The organism is Paenibacillus sp. J31R34 (assembly GCF_059383715.1).
The window spans coordinates 138336-152360 of the sequence record NZ_JBXENU010000010.1 but is presented as its reverse complement, the minus strand read 5'-3'; the positions used below and the strand labels follow the sequence as shown (position 1 = coordinate 152360).

At 47.4% G+C, this 14025-nt stretch carries 14 protein-coding genes; all 14 read right to left on the bottom strand.

The annotated features are described in order from the left end of the window. Nucleotides 1–3: 3 nt before the first annotated feature. The 14 genes from AC50YG_RS25060 to AC50YG_RS24995 all read right to left on the bottom strand — a co-directional run bounded on the left by AC50YG_RS25060 (nucleotide 4) and on the right by AC50YG_RS24995 (nucleotide 13998). Nucleotides 4–333: a hypothetical protein gene (locus tag AC50YG_RS25060; protein ID WP_494830719.1), complete on the bottom strand. Its 330-nt coding sequence runs from the start codon at nucleotides 331–333 to the stop codon at nucleotides 4–6. Nucleotides 334–343: 10 nt separating this feature from the next. After that, the gene (locus AC50YG_RS25055; RefSeq protein ID WP_494830717.1) at nucleotides 344–2104 is read right to left on the bottom strand and encodes a hypothetical protein; all 1761 of its coding nucleotides are present in this window, start codon (nucleotides 2102–2104) and stop codon (nucleotides 344–346) included. Between the two features lie 19 nt (nucleotides 2105–2123). Then, nucleotides 2124–2933 carry a phage tail domain-containing protein gene (locus tag AC50YG_RS25050; RefSeq protein ID WP_494830715.1) on the bottom strand — a complete coding sequence of 270 codons (810 nt, stop codon included), beginning with the start codon at nucleotides 2931–2933 and terminating at the stop codon, nucleotides 2124–2126. Continuing rightward, nucleotides 2930–7729, bottom strand: coding sequence for a phage tail tape measure protein (locus tag AC50YG_RS25045; protein ID WP_494830713.1), 4800 nt, complete (start codon nucleotides 7727–7729; stop codon nucleotides 2930–2932). The genes AC50YG_RS25050 and AC50YG_RS25045 overlap by 4 nt, the downstream gene beginning before the upstream one ends. Nucleotides 7730–8092: 363 nt before the next feature. Further along, a complete protein-coding gene (locus tag AC50YG_RS25040; protein WP_494830711.1) occupies nucleotides 8093–8434 on the bottom strand; it encodes a hypothetical protein in 342 nt (113 codons plus the stop codon). Nucleotides 8435–8487: 53 nt separating this feature from the next. Further along, nucleotides 8488–9270, bottom strand: coding sequence for a YomU family phage tail tube protein (locus AC50YG_RS25035; RefSeq protein ID WP_494830709.1), 783 nt, complete (start codon nucleotides 9268–9270; stop codon nucleotides 8488–8490). Between the two features lie 41 nt (nucleotides 9271–9311). After that, on the bottom strand, nucleotides 9312–9497 hold the full coding sequence (locus AC50YG_RS25030) for a hypothetical protein (RefSeq protein ID WP_494830707.1): 186 nt from the start codon (nucleotides 9495–9497) through the stop codon (nucleotides 9312–9314). A 5-nt stretch (nucleotides 9498–9502) separates the two neighbouring features. After that, entirely contained in the window at nucleotides 9503–9937 is a 435-nt protein-coding gene (locus AC50YG_RS25025) for a hypothetical protein (RefSeq protein ID WP_494830705.1), read from the bottom strand. A 4-nt stretch (nucleotides 9938–9941) separates the two neighbouring features. Beyond that, nucleotides 9942–10526, bottom strand: a complete 585-nt coding sequence (locus AC50YG_RS25020) for a hypothetical protein (protein ID WP_494830703.1) — start codon at nucleotides 10524–10526, stop codon at nucleotides 9942–9944. Further along, a complete protein-coding gene (locus AC50YG_RS25015) occupies nucleotides 10523–10996 on the bottom strand; it encodes a hypothetical protein (protein ID WP_494830701.1) in 474 nt (157 codons plus the stop codon). The genes AC50YG_RS25020 and AC50YG_RS25015 overlap by 4 nt, the downstream gene beginning before the upstream one ends. 116 nt (nucleotides 10997–11112) lie before the next feature. Then, on the bottom strand, nucleotides 11113–11676 hold the full coding sequence (locus AC50YG_RS25010) for a head-tail connector protein (RefSeq protein WP_494830699.1): 564 nt from the start codon (nucleotides 11674–11676) through the stop codon (nucleotides 11113–11115). Next, entirely contained in the window at nucleotides 11673–11888 is a 216-nt protein-coding gene (locus tag AC50YG_RS25005; protein WP_494830697.1) for a hypothetical protein, read from the bottom strand. Before AC50YG_RS25005 ends, AC50YG_RS25010 begins: the two co-directional genes overlap by 4 nt. Before the next feature lie 67 nt (nucleotides 11889–11955). Continuing rightward, nucleotides 11956–12960, bottom strand: coding sequence for a hypothetical protein (locus tag AC50YG_RS25000; protein ID WP_494830695.1), 1005 nt, complete (start codon nucleotides 12958–12960; stop codon nucleotides 11956–11958). A 3-nt stretch (nucleotides 12961–12963) separates the two neighbouring features. Then, entirely contained in the window at nucleotides 12964–13998 is a 1035-nt protein-coding gene (locus AC50YG_RS24995; protein WP_494830693.1) for a 3-oxoacyl-ACP reductase, read from the bottom strand. Nucleotides 13999–14025: the final 27 nt, after the last annotated feature.

Genomic DNA, 14025 nt, shown 5'->3' with positions numbered 1-14025 from the left:
TGTCTACACCCCCAATTGTAGGCTCGCCAGATCAGCGACGACCTGCTTAAGCTCGGCAATTTCCTGCTCGATTGTTTTGGGCGCTATCGGCTGCTCTACTATATCTGCTGCCAGCTCCTGCGCCGTCCGCTCGACAACCTCACTGTCAAGCCACTTAAAACGGTATTGACCGCGCCCGTTGATCAATGGCTCGGAAAATCCCTCTTGAAAGTGACGTGGCCCATCCTCTAGCAGCAGAATGTCATTTTCCGTTGGCTGCTCAAACGCCGAAGAAAAGCCGTAGACGATTGTCCCGGCCTCATTTACTCGTATATAGTGATCGTACCCGTCCATCGTTTCCCTCCTATAGTTCGGCATCCGCCGTCCAATTCGTATTTAAAAACTGACTTTCCGCCACTAGCGTATTATTGACCTGAACAATAAATCCTGTCTCGTTTGAATTGAGTACCACACCGGGGATATTTGTACCCGCTGAATCATTCCGGATCTTGTTCGGACTGACTGCACTAGGATTAAACAATAGTACAGATGGTGCAACACGTTTCATCACAAGGTAACGTGTTTTCGGAAATGTATGATACGGATATGATGATCCGGTAAATAGTAACTCGTAACCCGCCTGCCCCATGTTGTCTGCTGGCGCTATGGCATAGCTAAAACTTTTTTCATAATACCGTTGGCACAAAGCTAATTCATCTGCAAAACTCCTCGGCTGGAATGGCAATGTCGTATCACCTGTATTGACTTGTATTTGGGCGATGTCTATATACCCAGCCCCGCCAAAACTCTCCGCTACTGCTGCGCCCACGCGAGCGCCAAGAGTGGCACCCCACTGGTGCGTAATTGCCAACTCAATGTGGTCGTCGTTGTTTGACCCAAACGCCTTGCCTGCCAAGGTATTAGTGTCAAAAGTTGCTGTGTATCTTGCCCACGTATTGGTAAGCACCCAATTGGCCCCGTTAATAACCTCTCCTGCTGTTGGACTGCCTCCTGTACCGTAAGTTTGGCGCATCCATACGCCAATTTTTTTGTTTGCGATATTTGTGCGAGCCATGAATGACACTGTAACCTTGCGTCCAGCACCGCATAACAACCGCGTGCCGTGCTCTATTTTTTGGGCCAGCCATTGCAATGACCCTGCGCCGTAACCAGAGCCAGCACCGCCTAGCGTTATCCGGTAGGCATACATGCTGCCTGGCAACTCTCCGTTTACAAGCTGCTGTTGTGTGTGGGTCATGTTTGGATTGGCGCCTCCGTCCAGCACCATAGACCATACATACCTATCCAACGTATACGACCCGTTGCTCGGCGTTAAAAAACTTGTCCCGCGCTGCGCTACATCAAATCCCCCATTAATAATGGATTGGCGATAGACGTTGTAAGGCATATTGTCTAAAGATGCCTTATTAGCAGCATCGTCCGCAGCCGCAGGCGCCGCTACCTTAAGCCGCCCGTTCGCGTCCCGTTTTGCCAGCGTGGACGGTGTAGCCGCATTTGTAGCCCCGGCAAGCGCTGCCCTGTCCGCTCCCGGCATTAATCCGCTGTTACCGCCAGATACCGCATCGGGGATAACGTCTGCCCCACCAGTAATATGGCTTGAAGCATGCGCCCCTGGAGTGGCCGTGCCTGTAGCTGTAAAAGTAAGCGTGTCTGTAGCCGGATTAGTCGTTATTGTAATACCGGTACCGCCAGCGATGTTAAGCGTGTCCGTCTTCGTGTCCGCATCCACGTCCGATTGGCCAGCAACGGAAACCTTTGAAAACGCAAACTGATTGACCTCGGCTAACGCTTGGATGCCAGCAAGCTTGTCATGCTCGGCTTGTGTGGTATGAATGGCGTTATTGTTAGCATGAGTATTTAGGTTAGTCTGTACGGCTGTCGCCTTTGCTTGCGCCCCTGCTGGCGTCTCTGCTCCTACTTGAGCAGCCGTTACAGCATGGGGATTGCTTGTATTTGATTTATGGCTGTTAATGTCGGCCTGAGCAGTTGAAGCTTTTCCTTCGTTAGCATCCAGCTCTGTTTTGATGTCGCTATAATTTGCGTTGTGTTTACCCAAGTTTGCCATGTCTAATTCTTTGCTGATAATTCTAGGGGTAAAGGTCACTGTTTCTCCTCCTTCAAAATTAGTAAAGGTACTTATGCCTGAATAAAAAATCGATTGTCACATCAGGCGAAACGGCATTTAGTGTGAACGTGTTAATGCCTGGTTTAAGCAACAAAAAAACGCCATTCGTTTGAGAGTAGGCGTTTAGGTTATTTAATTTGATTGTGTACTTCTCAGCGTTCACTTCGAGCACGTCGGCAGCATGCATGACGCCGCCGAACGTAAATGTCTGCTCACCGTTGGATAAGGCCAGCTGCTGCAACGATCCGGATATGCGTATGATTGGCTGGACGTCTACGCTGCCGCGATTTTCAACGGTGAACGTCTGCCCGCTGGACGAGATATACAGCGAGTAAGGGCTATACTCGTAGCCTTGTCCATATTCGAGCCCTTGACCGTACTCGTTTACCGCCGTATCCCGCAATGCTTCAGGAAACGGATCATGCATTTTCATAGGAATGCTTATATTACCATCGAAAATGATTTTTTCGATACTCATTGTCCCCGCATAACGCATCTTATAGCGCCGATCCGGCAAATCTGAATAAGTAATGTACAGGTCGCCCCGCCTTGTGTTGAACACCTGAGCAAGCCTGATAACCTTGGCTTGATAGTCGGTCGTAGGATCGTCGGCCATTAGGATGCATTCATGGTTAATGATTCGTGGACCGTATTCTGAACCAAAATCGATTTCGCCGTCTACATCGGACAGCGTTACATTATAGTCTCGCGTGTCCGGCAGCACAGGTATGTTACGGCGTATAAGCCCCAAACCTAGGGACTTAAACGTTTCAGATACACCGTTTCCCTCGATAAAGACTTCTGTCATCGTTGTTTGTCCCCCGCCCTCGTTTGGAATTTGCTTACTAGACCGTCCCTCTCGTCCCAGAACGTCCGCGCCGCTGAAGAATCCTCTATGCTTACATCGCCCGTCGATACAGTGTAATAATGATTGACTACGCTGCCCCCGCCATTCTGACCGGAAGCAATTGCATAGTTTGGCATCTGGAAGCTGAGCGTCGGTATCTTAAAATCCAACAAACGGAACAGGTTGCTTTGTTGGCTAGGATTTAAGATCATTTCGCCAGCATGCGCAACAACCGGCACTGCCGCGCCGCTCTGCCCTTGAACTAATCCGCCCTCCGAAAAGTGCTGAAGCTTGCCTGTATCCTTAGCCACACCATACTGGTTCCGCAACTCCTGATTACGAGCCGTCAGCCTAGCCATTTCCGCTGTGTCTCCGGCCTTTTTTGCAGTATCATAAGCATCCTTATTACTGTTGTACTCCTGAAGGTCTTTTTCTTCTTGCGTCATGCCTACACTCTCAATCTTGCTCATTTTAGCCTGGTACTCAGCGATAAACAGGTCCAGTTGAGCAAGTATTTCAGCATTTTTTTCTTTTTCGCGAAGAATTTGCAGTTGCTTCAGCTTCTCAGCTAAATTCCCTGCATCGGATGAAAAATCATCGAAAGCAGCAAGCAATTCCTCGTAATGGTCTTCTGCTTCTTTAATTTGCTCATCGTAATCTTTCAGCTTCAGTTCTTTTTCTGCTTCTAACTGAGCCTTCTGCGCTTCAATATCCCGCTTGAATAAGACGCGCTGCCGCTCAATAAGCATTTCCTCAATGTCCTTTTGAACCTGTTTCCTCTCCGCGATCCCTTCTGGACCGACGGCCGATTGCAGCAATCCCAACCGCGCTTGCTTCTCAGCTAACGCCTTCTCAAAATCTTCATCCTCATTACTAAGGTTTTCTTTAGCAAGCAATTCGTCCAACGCTTTGATTTGGGCATCCTTCGCCTCAACATAAGCGTCTCGTTCGGCTTTGATCCGGTCTATCGCTTCATCCTTCAATTTATCAAGAATCGATTTTTGATTTGAAGCAAACTTTTCTAGATTGGTTTGTTCCTGTTCCATGAGCTGTTTTCGCAAAGCATAAACCTGTTCATCTGCTTTACGGCGCTGCTCCGTCCCCTTTGCAAAACGAGCTTGTATTCTTTCCCAAGCAATGAGCTCTTGCTCAAGCGTCATTCGTCCCATAGCTTTTTCATGCGAAATGTACGATTCCGAATTGCTCATGGACTCCTGCAGCAATGCTTTCTTTAGCGCGTAAACCTGTTCATCGGCCTTCATTCGCTCCTCAGTACCCTTAAGATACCGGGCCTGCATTTTTTCCCATGCTTTCAATTCGGCAGCAAGCGCTAATTGCCCCATAGCTTTTTTATGGGATAGATAAGCCTCCGAATCACTCAACGACTCCCTTCGAGCCGCCTTTTCTAAAGCATAGACCTGTTCGTCGATTTGTTTACGATACTCGGTACCCTTGGCATAACGGGATTGCAGCTTGAGCATGATTGCGAGCTCATCATTAGCCGACATCTCACTTGTCGCCTTTTTATGAGCCAGCCAAGCCATTGACTTGTCATAGGTTTCCTTCTCCAACTGTTGCTGGAGCTCATAAACCTTTTCATTTGCTTTAATCCGCCACTCGGTACCAGCCTTATATTGAGTCTGTATTCTTTTCCAAGCCGTGAGTTCCTGCTGGGTGGTGAGCTCTCCCATTTTCTTTCGGTGTTCAATCCACGCCTCAGAAGCTTCGAAAGCCGTTTTTAATGGGTCTTCTTCTTTTTTTGTTTTACCCGATCCTGATTTATCCTTATCGCTACTGCCTCCAGACGCTCCATAGTAAGGATCAGCATTAAGCTTGGCAAACTTTTCACGGAGCATTGCGATTCTTGTTAATAGAATCACACTCTCTGGAACGTATAGTGAGTTTTCCCCCATACCCTTGGTCATTTGTTCTGTTGCCGCTCTTGCTTCCGCTACAGTGCTTATGGACTCCAGTTCCAGACCGTAATAAGTTAATCGCGCCTGGAGTGCATCGTACATGGATTGTGTAATTCCGGATTCAGCGAGCCGCGAAGTATCCAAAAGGTCTAACTTTGCCTTTCTTAAATCTTTAACAACATCTTCTTCAAACATCCATCCATCAGCTGTTTTATAGATAGCATCAGCAAGTTGTGGATATTTGTAAATCAAGTCTTCCGCTGTTTTTGCGTTCATAGCCTGTCCATCGTTAAGGTCCATAAGTACCTGGTTCAGCTCGGCTAAGTCATCACTGTTATTTACCACGACTTTCTGCAAATTTTCTAAGGCGTCCCCGACATCGGCAACCGCATCCGCAGCTAAATCAGTCTCATTGGCCGCTTCGGTCATAGACAAACGAAATTCATCTGTGTCTTCCTTGGAGCCTTGTAAATTCCCGCTCAACATATCGAGCGTGTTTTCGCTAGTTTTTATCCTCTCATCCAGCACGCCTATTTCTTCGCTTAAGCTAACTATGCTCTTTGAAACTGCTGGAGTCACTTCATTGACTTTTACAAAGCCACCTACTATATCGGCAACGCTTTGCCCCATGGACTGCGCTAACTGCTTATTCCCACTCTCATGAGCTCGCACAAACTCAAGGAGCGTATCCAAGTCCTTCTGAAGACGCTGACGAGATTCACCAGATTTCTTTAGCTGCTCCCGCTCAATCATTTCCAAGGCCGCTTTATACTCAGTCCCGAATGACTTCACCTTTTCAAGATTTAATTCCATTGCCTTGCCGTTTTCGTCCCATTGGGTAATTAATTCAGGCATGACTTTGCTTATGCGTTCAATGACGTTAGCCAATTCGTTTTTGGCCAATGTCATATCCTCATCAGAGCCTTTGTTTTCGTCCACAACAGTCTTCAGCTCTTTATAACGCTCAGTCAAAGCATAAGCATCTCTGCTTGCTTGATTGGCGCTATCTGTAGCGTCGTTTTGCACTCCATTGTAAGCACTCCAAGCCACGGTAGCCATGCCAAGCACGGCAGCTATGCCGGAAATTACCGCTCCCACTGGCGTCGCAATAAATGCTCGTTGTGCGCCCGTCGCTGCCTGTGTCGCCGTCGTCATCGTAAACATGCTTTTGGCAGCAGTCGCTAAACCTCCGACCATTGCTACAAGCGATTGGCCTGTGAGCAGACGCGCCCCTGTATTGAGCGTCATTATTGCTCCGCCAAGCAGTAGAGTAGCCGTAACCGTGTTACGAATTGGCGTCGGAAGCGAATTAAAACCATCAAGCATCAATGTTGTTACATGCACAAGCGATTTCAGCACGGCCAACGCTCCACTTTCACCCATGGAAACTACAAGTTGATCCCATGCCGCTTTGAGCTGCAGCGTTTGTTTCTCAAGCGTCTCCATAGCCAAGGCGTTTTCGCGCTGCGCTGATCCGAACGAATTTTCAGCTGTTTCAGCGACTTGCATTACTTTGTCGTAGTTATTCATTAAAGCGATGAATTTCGATGCTTGGTCACCCCGAGCTACTGCTTGGGTAATCTCATGCCTCTGTGCATCGGCCAACGTGTCCCATTTGGAAGCGATTTTTGCCAACAGCTCGTTAAACGGCATCATTTCTCCGTTCGCTTCTTTAATCGTTCCTACATACTTTTCAAGCTTGTCGATCGCGATATCTCGGCTAGAAAAGGAGATAAACGATTTAACCGCATTACCAGCGTTAGCGCCGCTGAAGCCCGCCTGATTAAGCACTGTTAAATAGCCTATTAACTCATTTATATCGACTCCTGCATTTTTAGCAGATGCACCCACCCTATTAAAGCCTTCAAGTAACTTTTTACTTGTGGTCGGGTAGTTGTTAGATACTTCGTTGATTCGGTCCAGCAAGCGAGCCGAGTCCTCGGCAGCTAATCCATAGTTGAGTACCGCGCCTGTCATGAGCTCCTGTGCCTGAGCAGCCGATTGGAAGCTTTGCTCTACGTTTTTAGCCATTAGAGCCGTTTGGGCCAAGGCTTCTGTTTCTCTCTCATTAAATCCGTTCTGAGCAATCAGAGTGTACACGTTGGATACTTCATTCAATGCATACCCAAACTCCTTGGCAGACTGGACCATTGACCCCTTAACAAACTCAACGTCTGCCGTATCACCCATTACACGCTGAACGCCGACCAATGCATACTCAAATTCCTTCATTATTGATATTGCTTCCTTGGCGCTCGAAATAATGGTCGAGTACATCCGTTCCGAAAGTGCATACTGCGACGACCGGCTGAGCACGCTTTGCTCATTAAGTCGCTGCAACTGCCTTGCTTGTTGCTCTTCTTGCCTTGCGATTTCACGACGCACACGTTGTTCGTATTGCAAAGCTCGTTCTTTTTCTCGCGCAGCACGGGCAGCAGCGTTCGCCTCGTTCGTCTCAATTTGCCTACGAGTGCGCTGCTCGGTTTGGAGCGCTCTTTCTCTCGCTTGAGCGCTCTTCTGAACGTTCCTCTCTTCTTCGACTCCTATCTGTCTTCGCACACGTTGTTCGTATTGCAAGGCGCGTTCTCTTCCAGCATCAACAACGCTGCTTATGCTTGCCTTTTGAGATGAAATTATGTTGGCATTCGCCGCGCTGGCTTTGCTTGCAGCGCTCGCCAACTCTTCGTAATGCTTTTTAGTTTGTTTCATCACATCATTGAGCGCTCGAAAAGAATCAGCGTTTTTCTTTACCCCGCCATCAATTACCTTAAAGGCTGGCGCCATTTTAGTAATATCCAAATTCAATCGAGCGCCCAACACATCCTTGCTTGCTGCCTCCATTGTCTTCACCTTCCCTCTGTTCTTAAGTCAAATACAGCGTACAACCGACGTTGTGCGCTGTATTTGAACAAAGAAAAGAGCCCCGCAAAGGAGCTCTATTTAAATATCCCAAGATCAGATAAATACTTTGCCTTTTTCGGCTTCTTGTCGATCTTTCCGCCGTGAAGGACGACTTCAAACTCACGATTTAAGTTTTTTTCTTTCGACAACTTCCGTATTTTCGGAATGGTCATTTGGGACCATTCCGAATCCGATATCCCCATACTTACGCACAAAGCCCATAAGCCCATCCAGTCCGTACCATTTTGGTCGGACTCTGGTTCGTCGTCTCCGTCGTCGTCCGGATCAGACGGGAACGAAGCCTCATAGAAATCGTTCTAGGAGCTTATCCAGCTCCTTAATGCCTTCCTCATCCACTTGTTCATACTCTTCATCAGTAATAGGCTCGGTAAGCACAAGGTTAAAGGTTTCGCGATGCTTCCGCTCCACTTCCGGCCAGTCAATCTCCTTTTTCCCATCTTCTGCTTCATCTTCCCATTTTTCTCGGCCAATGGAGAATGAAAAACTGTACAGATTACCTTTCATGGCTTGACGTACCTGACGGATAAGGGCAATCGTTCCGATACGCACATGCTTCGTTATTCCTTCAGCCAAACGGATTTCCGGTCCGATGTTCAGCGTTTCATTCATTTTTGCGTCGTTCATTTCATTTGCCTCCTAAAAAGCCCTCTACGCTGGTAGAGAGCTTTCATTATTTGTTAGTTTGAAAAGATGATTTCAGCAGCGTACCCGTTAGGATTGTCCGCTGTGATGTCCGGCTCCAGCACTTCCAGCGCAATAGTGTTTGTTGAAGGCGTTTTGCGCGTCGCTCCGATATTGAGAGTGCCGCCGCCGATTGCCTTGTAAACAGTGAGTTGCACTTGTACCGGCTGGCCTGTGCGATCATTGATAAGCTCGAAGCGATGAATGAATTTAAACGACTTCGGTTTTCGTGTACCGGTGAAGCCGCTCTTCGTTCCGGAAGCTTTGGACCATTTGTAAACGACGATGATATTTTTGTTGTTATTGCTCGTGTCAGACGTAATCAAGCCGCCCGCTGTAATAGCATACTGCAATGCAGTCGGAGCAGACGCTACCCGTTCAAGCTGCGTCAACTTGCCGTCTGCGTCTTTCAGGTATACGTCGTCGCTGTCCGCGACAAATGTCCCGGTAAACTTGGCTATCGCCTTAATCGTGTACCCGCTGCCAGTGAGTACACCTTCCTCGTTTTCGTCAAAAGTTACCGCCCCTTCTTCGGTAGCAGCACCTTGAGACATTTCCGCCAAAAGTGGCGAAAATCGTGGTACCTCGATGCTCAACGTGTCTTGCAGGTCTTGGGCTGTCAAGTGAAACGGATAACCCGACTCTCCGCCGAACACTTTTGTCCACGTAAAATTCGGCGCGAAGATAACGCTGTTCACCTTCTCGTCAATGTACTTCAACGTTCCGTCGAGCTCTCGCGTCCAAATCTTACCGACTCCATCAAAAACTAATGGTTCCATAGTATAAATTCCTCCTTCAAATTAAAAAGGAACTCGTAAGATTATTTTACGAGTTCCCACAAGCGCAAATCAATTTCAACCATACGCTTATATTCTTTTGTTTCTTTAAAGCCAGGCTTCGGATTGTTCATCCCTACAATGCCCAGCTTCCGGCCAAGCTTCAGCTTTTCATCAATCAGCTTCTCCAGCTCGGTTGGTTCCTGATCGTTTTTATTAAGGTCCGCCATCTCATTCACCTCGCTCTCAGGTAATCTACATCATAAATTGCCTTGTATCCTTTAATACCCGCGATACCTGTTGCCATGTCGGCATCATATACCAACTCACAACGGAAAGTATTTAGTGCTGAAGAACGAAGATTTTCATCATGCAAGATTGCAAAGGCTTGATCAGCCATTATGCGCGCATCCCTTGACGTCTTCGCATAGAAATCTATTGCAAATTTCCCCTCGAACACTAAATAGTTCCGCTCGAATTGTCCTGGCATTACATAAATTTGGATTTGTGGAACATTGGCCGAAATAATAGCAGCGTCCAGTTCAATGCCCCGCACAATCCGCAACGCAATCTTTTCAGGTGTTGTACCAGGAGTGAGTCCCATGAAAGCCATGAAATCAGCATCCTGCTTCAGCAACGTGTAAACAGTATCGAGCAACTTCTGGCTCATGGGCTCACCTCACTTTAAAATATTTGTGATAAGGAAAATGATTGATTATGTTTTGGAGCCTTGTAATAATTCGGTTCCGATTAGCTTGGAGCGCCTGGCGCATAAAAAATGTAGGTGGAGTAGGCCCGTAACTTTGATCAATATCCCCGCGAGCAGCCAGCTCCTCCAGATCGACGCCTGCGTAACTACCGCCCGACATTCTGATCTGTCCGTCAATTGATCTGTAACGACCTTTTCCCCGTCCAGCTACCGCCTTGCTCGACCGTGAGCGATAAGAGTTCCATAAATCGGATGTCATATACCGCATGAGTCCGGGGTTCTGGTCCGCCCCGGCCATTAGCGATCCTTTACCAAACTGCTCGAGCCAGGCTTGCCAGTAATCCGCCGTTATTGACATCGAAAACATGTCCGATGCTAGCGTTTCAAGCCGAGCTCGCACATGATCCCTAACAGCCGGATAATACCGGATATTGCTTATCGCCGTATCTGCTACAAGCTTAGCGAGCTTGATAATCTCAGCCAGTAGCTCATTCCGTAAATCGCGTTCAGCAGCAGCGTGATCGAATCCCTGCACTCCGTAATGACTCATCGCATATCCTCCGATACTTGGATGTTCAGGAGATTAGGATATTTAAGCGAATCAACAACGTCCACTTGATAAGCCTTGCCATTTATGATCAAACGATCAGGCGACAACAAGCCCTGTGGCCGCCGTGCCTGTGTCGTGGTCTGGATTATTACAAGATATTTAGTTGTCGGCAGCAGGCCGGGGTCCTGCACGCGCAAGTCAGCCGTTACATATTGCACGAAGCAAACAGCATTTTCTTGTGCTGACTGAAAAACCGGGGCTCCAATTGGATTATCGTAGGAATCATACGACTGCTGGTAGTGCTGCACCTCGACAACAGCGTTGCTCTTAATAAGCGAGCAATACTTGTCCCGGTCAACCGTTGTCCTCATGGTCAAAACCAAAAAGCTCGCATCGGTCTGCACGATGTCGCCCAGCTGCACAACCGATGATGGAGCAAATAATCCGTTGTATACGTACTCTTTGCCCATGACGGTTGTAGCCTTTGTTTCACGGGACAGGATAACCTTTTCGTCCGAAATCCCAGACGTTTGGGAAATTGTGCATGGCGTATGCCGGTGACTAAATTCATAGAACACGTCCTCACCTACCTAAATGATTGCATTCTATACTCTGACAATAAATCGGCAATCTCCGGCGTTATCATGTTATTCCCGAAATACTCTATTGAATAATCGAAGTCTTTCTTGGATTTAACATTCGAGTTAGGATTCTTGCCGATTTGTGCCGCCAGCAGCCCGCATGCAACCTTGACCTTATCGGGGATGACTTCCCAGCCGCTGGAGTATGTAACCTCCAGCTCGACATACGGCGAACCAAACGGCGAACCGATGCACCAGACCGTACCAATCTGTTTGTCGATGTCCAGCAAGGTCAAATCGATGGACTCAAAGCCTGGCGCACCGAAAAAGCCGCCCATGATGCCCTGTGCAGCTCGGCCCTGCGCTTCCGGCACCTCAATAACCGGATGATAGCTCAAATGCCCCCGCTGCGAGTCGGACAAGGGTATGCGCTCGGTATAACCCTTGACTCCAATCTCGCGTTTACAGTAACCATCAATGATAGCCGACGCCCTTATGATCAACGGCAGCGTCAGCTCCACTCCAGATGGTACATAATCGGTATCCGTGATTTCAAGGTATTGGCTCATTCGGCCGTCCCTTCCTCATCCGCCGGCAGTTCAGCCACTCCATTTTCAATCAATTCATCCGCTATATTCGCCGGTAGCTCAACATTGCCGTTCACAAACGTTATGACACGTTTGTTGTGAAAGATTGTATGGGTACCTTCAATCTCATTAGAAGTTCCTATGAGACTAACAAACTTTTTTTCAACCACTTCTGTTTTTTTTGATGCCGCCATATTATTCGTTCCTCCCAACTTAGATTAACGAGCTGCGTAATCCCGCAGCCCGTTTTCACTCATTCTCCTAACCAACTTTCGCAATAGTCGGTCTCGTGATTTTTCCGTATGCATGTGCATAACTCGGCCCCTTAGCAACTGGCGCACCGTACTTCAGTCCAATGTATTTCTCTTGTAAGTCACTTGTTGTTCCAAGCTCAAAAAGATACATTCCCTTTTCACCGACGTAATGATACTCGACCATTGATTCAGTAAGAATGGCAATTCCATAATCCGTCAAACTGGAGTCAGCCCCATTAACTGCCGACAGTATGAATGGTTCTGGAATAATTGGCAAAATACCCGCTGACGTCATAATTGCCATTACTTCAATTCCGGCAACAACCGTTTTTGATAACCCTGCAATTTGAGTCTGTGTATTTTCTGCTTCAGCGATTTCTTGCTCAAGATAGAAGTGTCCGATCGGATCGATATAAATTGCTGAAGGTCGCAGTGAATAATTCTCCGAACCCATCATAGCTGCGATCTTTCCTCTTATGCCCGCTACAATTGAATTACCCATGCCAATAGCAAAAGTATTTGTAATTTGTCGTGCAATTCCACGGTATTGCAGAGTGGTTGATGTTATCAAATCAGCCTCGTTGCCTCTCCAAAGAGCTTTACCATGTACTAGACTAATAGCATTAAGCATGTCGTTCAAATCTTTTGCTTTTAAATCTGTAAAGTTTCTTTGCTGTTGTCCTAAAGTGATGTCGTAGTGACCAAAGTTAACTTGATTTGTAATAGCTTTGATCTTAACCCCGTGTGATGTTCTAGGATTACTGCTAGGAGTCGCACTTGGATTGCGTGGATCAATGAAATCCCCGCCATTAATGGCGTTCTGCTCGTAATACGTAGAAATATCCCCTGTCGCCGGAACGTAATTCAGGCGCTCTTCCAACACCGAACCACGACGCAAAGCATCCGTGATTTCTCGTTGGTACATATCGACAACCAACGCGCCTGGCCCCTGAAATTGCTCGGACGCCTGAATTTCAGTAACAAACTGCGCTTCACCTACACGATTACTCATATGTTATTCATTCCCCTTCGCTCTAAATTGTTCTTTCGCTCTCATTTTGAGCTTCATGGATTCCGATGCAGACAAATCCAATTTATCGACGCTTGCACAAAATGCCTGGAAACTCTCGGGTTCTTCACCACTAGCAGCAGCCTGAACACCGTATTTCGTGAGCAATTGTGAAGCAGATACTGTTTTTCGCTCTGGCTCATCAGGCTTTTTAGCAGCAGCCTTTAGATCAGCTAGTTCCCGCTCTGCTTCTGCAAGTTTGTCTTTTGCAGCTTGTAGATCAGCAGCAGCCGTTTCTTCAGGTGACTTCGCCGCTGGAGCTACACCCGCAGCCTTTACGTCAGCCACCTCAGTTTTGATTGTCGCAACCTCCGTTGCAATGGTTTGCACACTGGCAGTTAACGTTGCCATGCCGGTTGTAACAGCAGTAAGCGCGTCCTGCATTGCCTTAATTTGTTCTGGTGTCATTTCGACATCCCCTTTCTGATTTCTAGCCGCGAAGCTAGTCGTTTTATATGCAGCAGTCTCGGCAAACAAAATCGCTGCTCCGGTACCGCAAAATTCAAGCACATCAAGTACATTCTCATCATCCTGAGCATTCGTTACTTTGGCTTCCATCTCAATCGATGTTCCAAATTTGTATTCTGGCCATTCGTATTCAAGCGATAACCCGTTGTAATACCGAATCGTTGCAACTACATCCGGAAAGTCCTTGCCGAAAATGTAACCTTCAGCCATGGCGAATCCATCCATAGAGCGAAACGTCTTCGAAATAACTCCTACCTTGAATCGAACGTCATGATCAGACATGCCTTCCGTATAATCAATGTTGATTCCCATACCTTCAAACGTGCTAAGGAATTGATCACAGACGGCAGACGATATTCGGATCAATTTACCATCGGCACCATGTGGCGATCCGTCCGAAGGCTGTCCGATTGAAAACAGCGAACAGGTAAACGGAATCTTGTTTGGATGACTGATAGACGCTTCATCAGCAAGCTTCAGGTTAGCTGCTTTCATAGCTTTGATAAACTTCAATGGTTCCTCACCTCCCTTCAGGCAATT

Excerpts from the sequence above, each read along its gene's own strand:
- AC50YG_RS25060 (WP_494830719.1), bottom strand. The coding sequence starts at position 333 with ATGGACGGGTACGATCACTATATACGAGTAAATGAGGCCGGGACAATC.
- AC50YG_RS25025 (WP_494830705.1), bottom strand. The coding sequence starts at position 9,937 with ATGAGCCAGAAGTTGCTCGATACTGTTTACACGTTGCTGAAGCAGGAT.
- AC50YG_RS25010 (WP_494830699.1), bottom strand. The coding sequence starts at position 11,676 with ATGAGCCAATACCTTGAAATCACGGATACCGATTATGTACCATCTGGA.
- AC50YG_RS25000 (WP_494830695.1), bottom strand. The coding sequence starts at position 12,960 with ATGAGTAATCGTGTAGGTGAAGCGCAGTTTGTTACTGAAATTCAGGCG.
- AC50YG_RS25050 (WP_494830715.1), bottom strand. The coding sequence starts at position 2,933 with ATGACAGAAGTCTTTATCGAGGGAAACGGTGTATCTGAAACGTTTAAG.
- AC50YG_RS25045 (WP_494830713.1), bottom strand. The coding sequence starts at position 7,729 with ATGGAGGCAGCAAGCAAGGATGTGTTGGGCGCTCGATTGAATTTGGAT.
- AC50YG_RS25005 (WP_494830697.1), bottom strand. The coding sequence starts at position 11,888 with ATGGCGGCATCAAAAAAAACAGAAGTGGTTGAAAAAAAGTTTGTTAGT.
- AC50YG_RS25035 (WP_494830709.1), bottom strand. The coding sequence starts at position 9,270 with ATGGAACCATTAGTTTTTGATGGAGTCGGTAAGATTTGGACGCGAGAG.
- AC50YG_RS25020 (WP_494830703.1), bottom strand. The coding sequence starts at position 10,526 with ATGAGTCATTACGGAGTGCAGGGATTCGATCACGCTGCTGCTGAACGC.
- AC50YG_RS25030 (WP_494830707.1), bottom strand. The coding sequence starts at position 9,497 with ATGGCGGACCTTAATAAAAACGATCAGGAACCAACCGAGCTGGAGAAG.
- AC50YG_RS25040 (WP_494830711.1), bottom strand. The coding sequence starts at position 8,434 with ATGAACGACGCAAAAATGAATGAAACGCTGAACATCGGACCGGAAATC.
- AC50YG_RS25015 (WP_494830701.1), bottom strand. The coding sequence starts at position 10,996 with ATGGGCAAAGAGTACGTATACAACGGATTATTTGCTCCATCATCGGTT.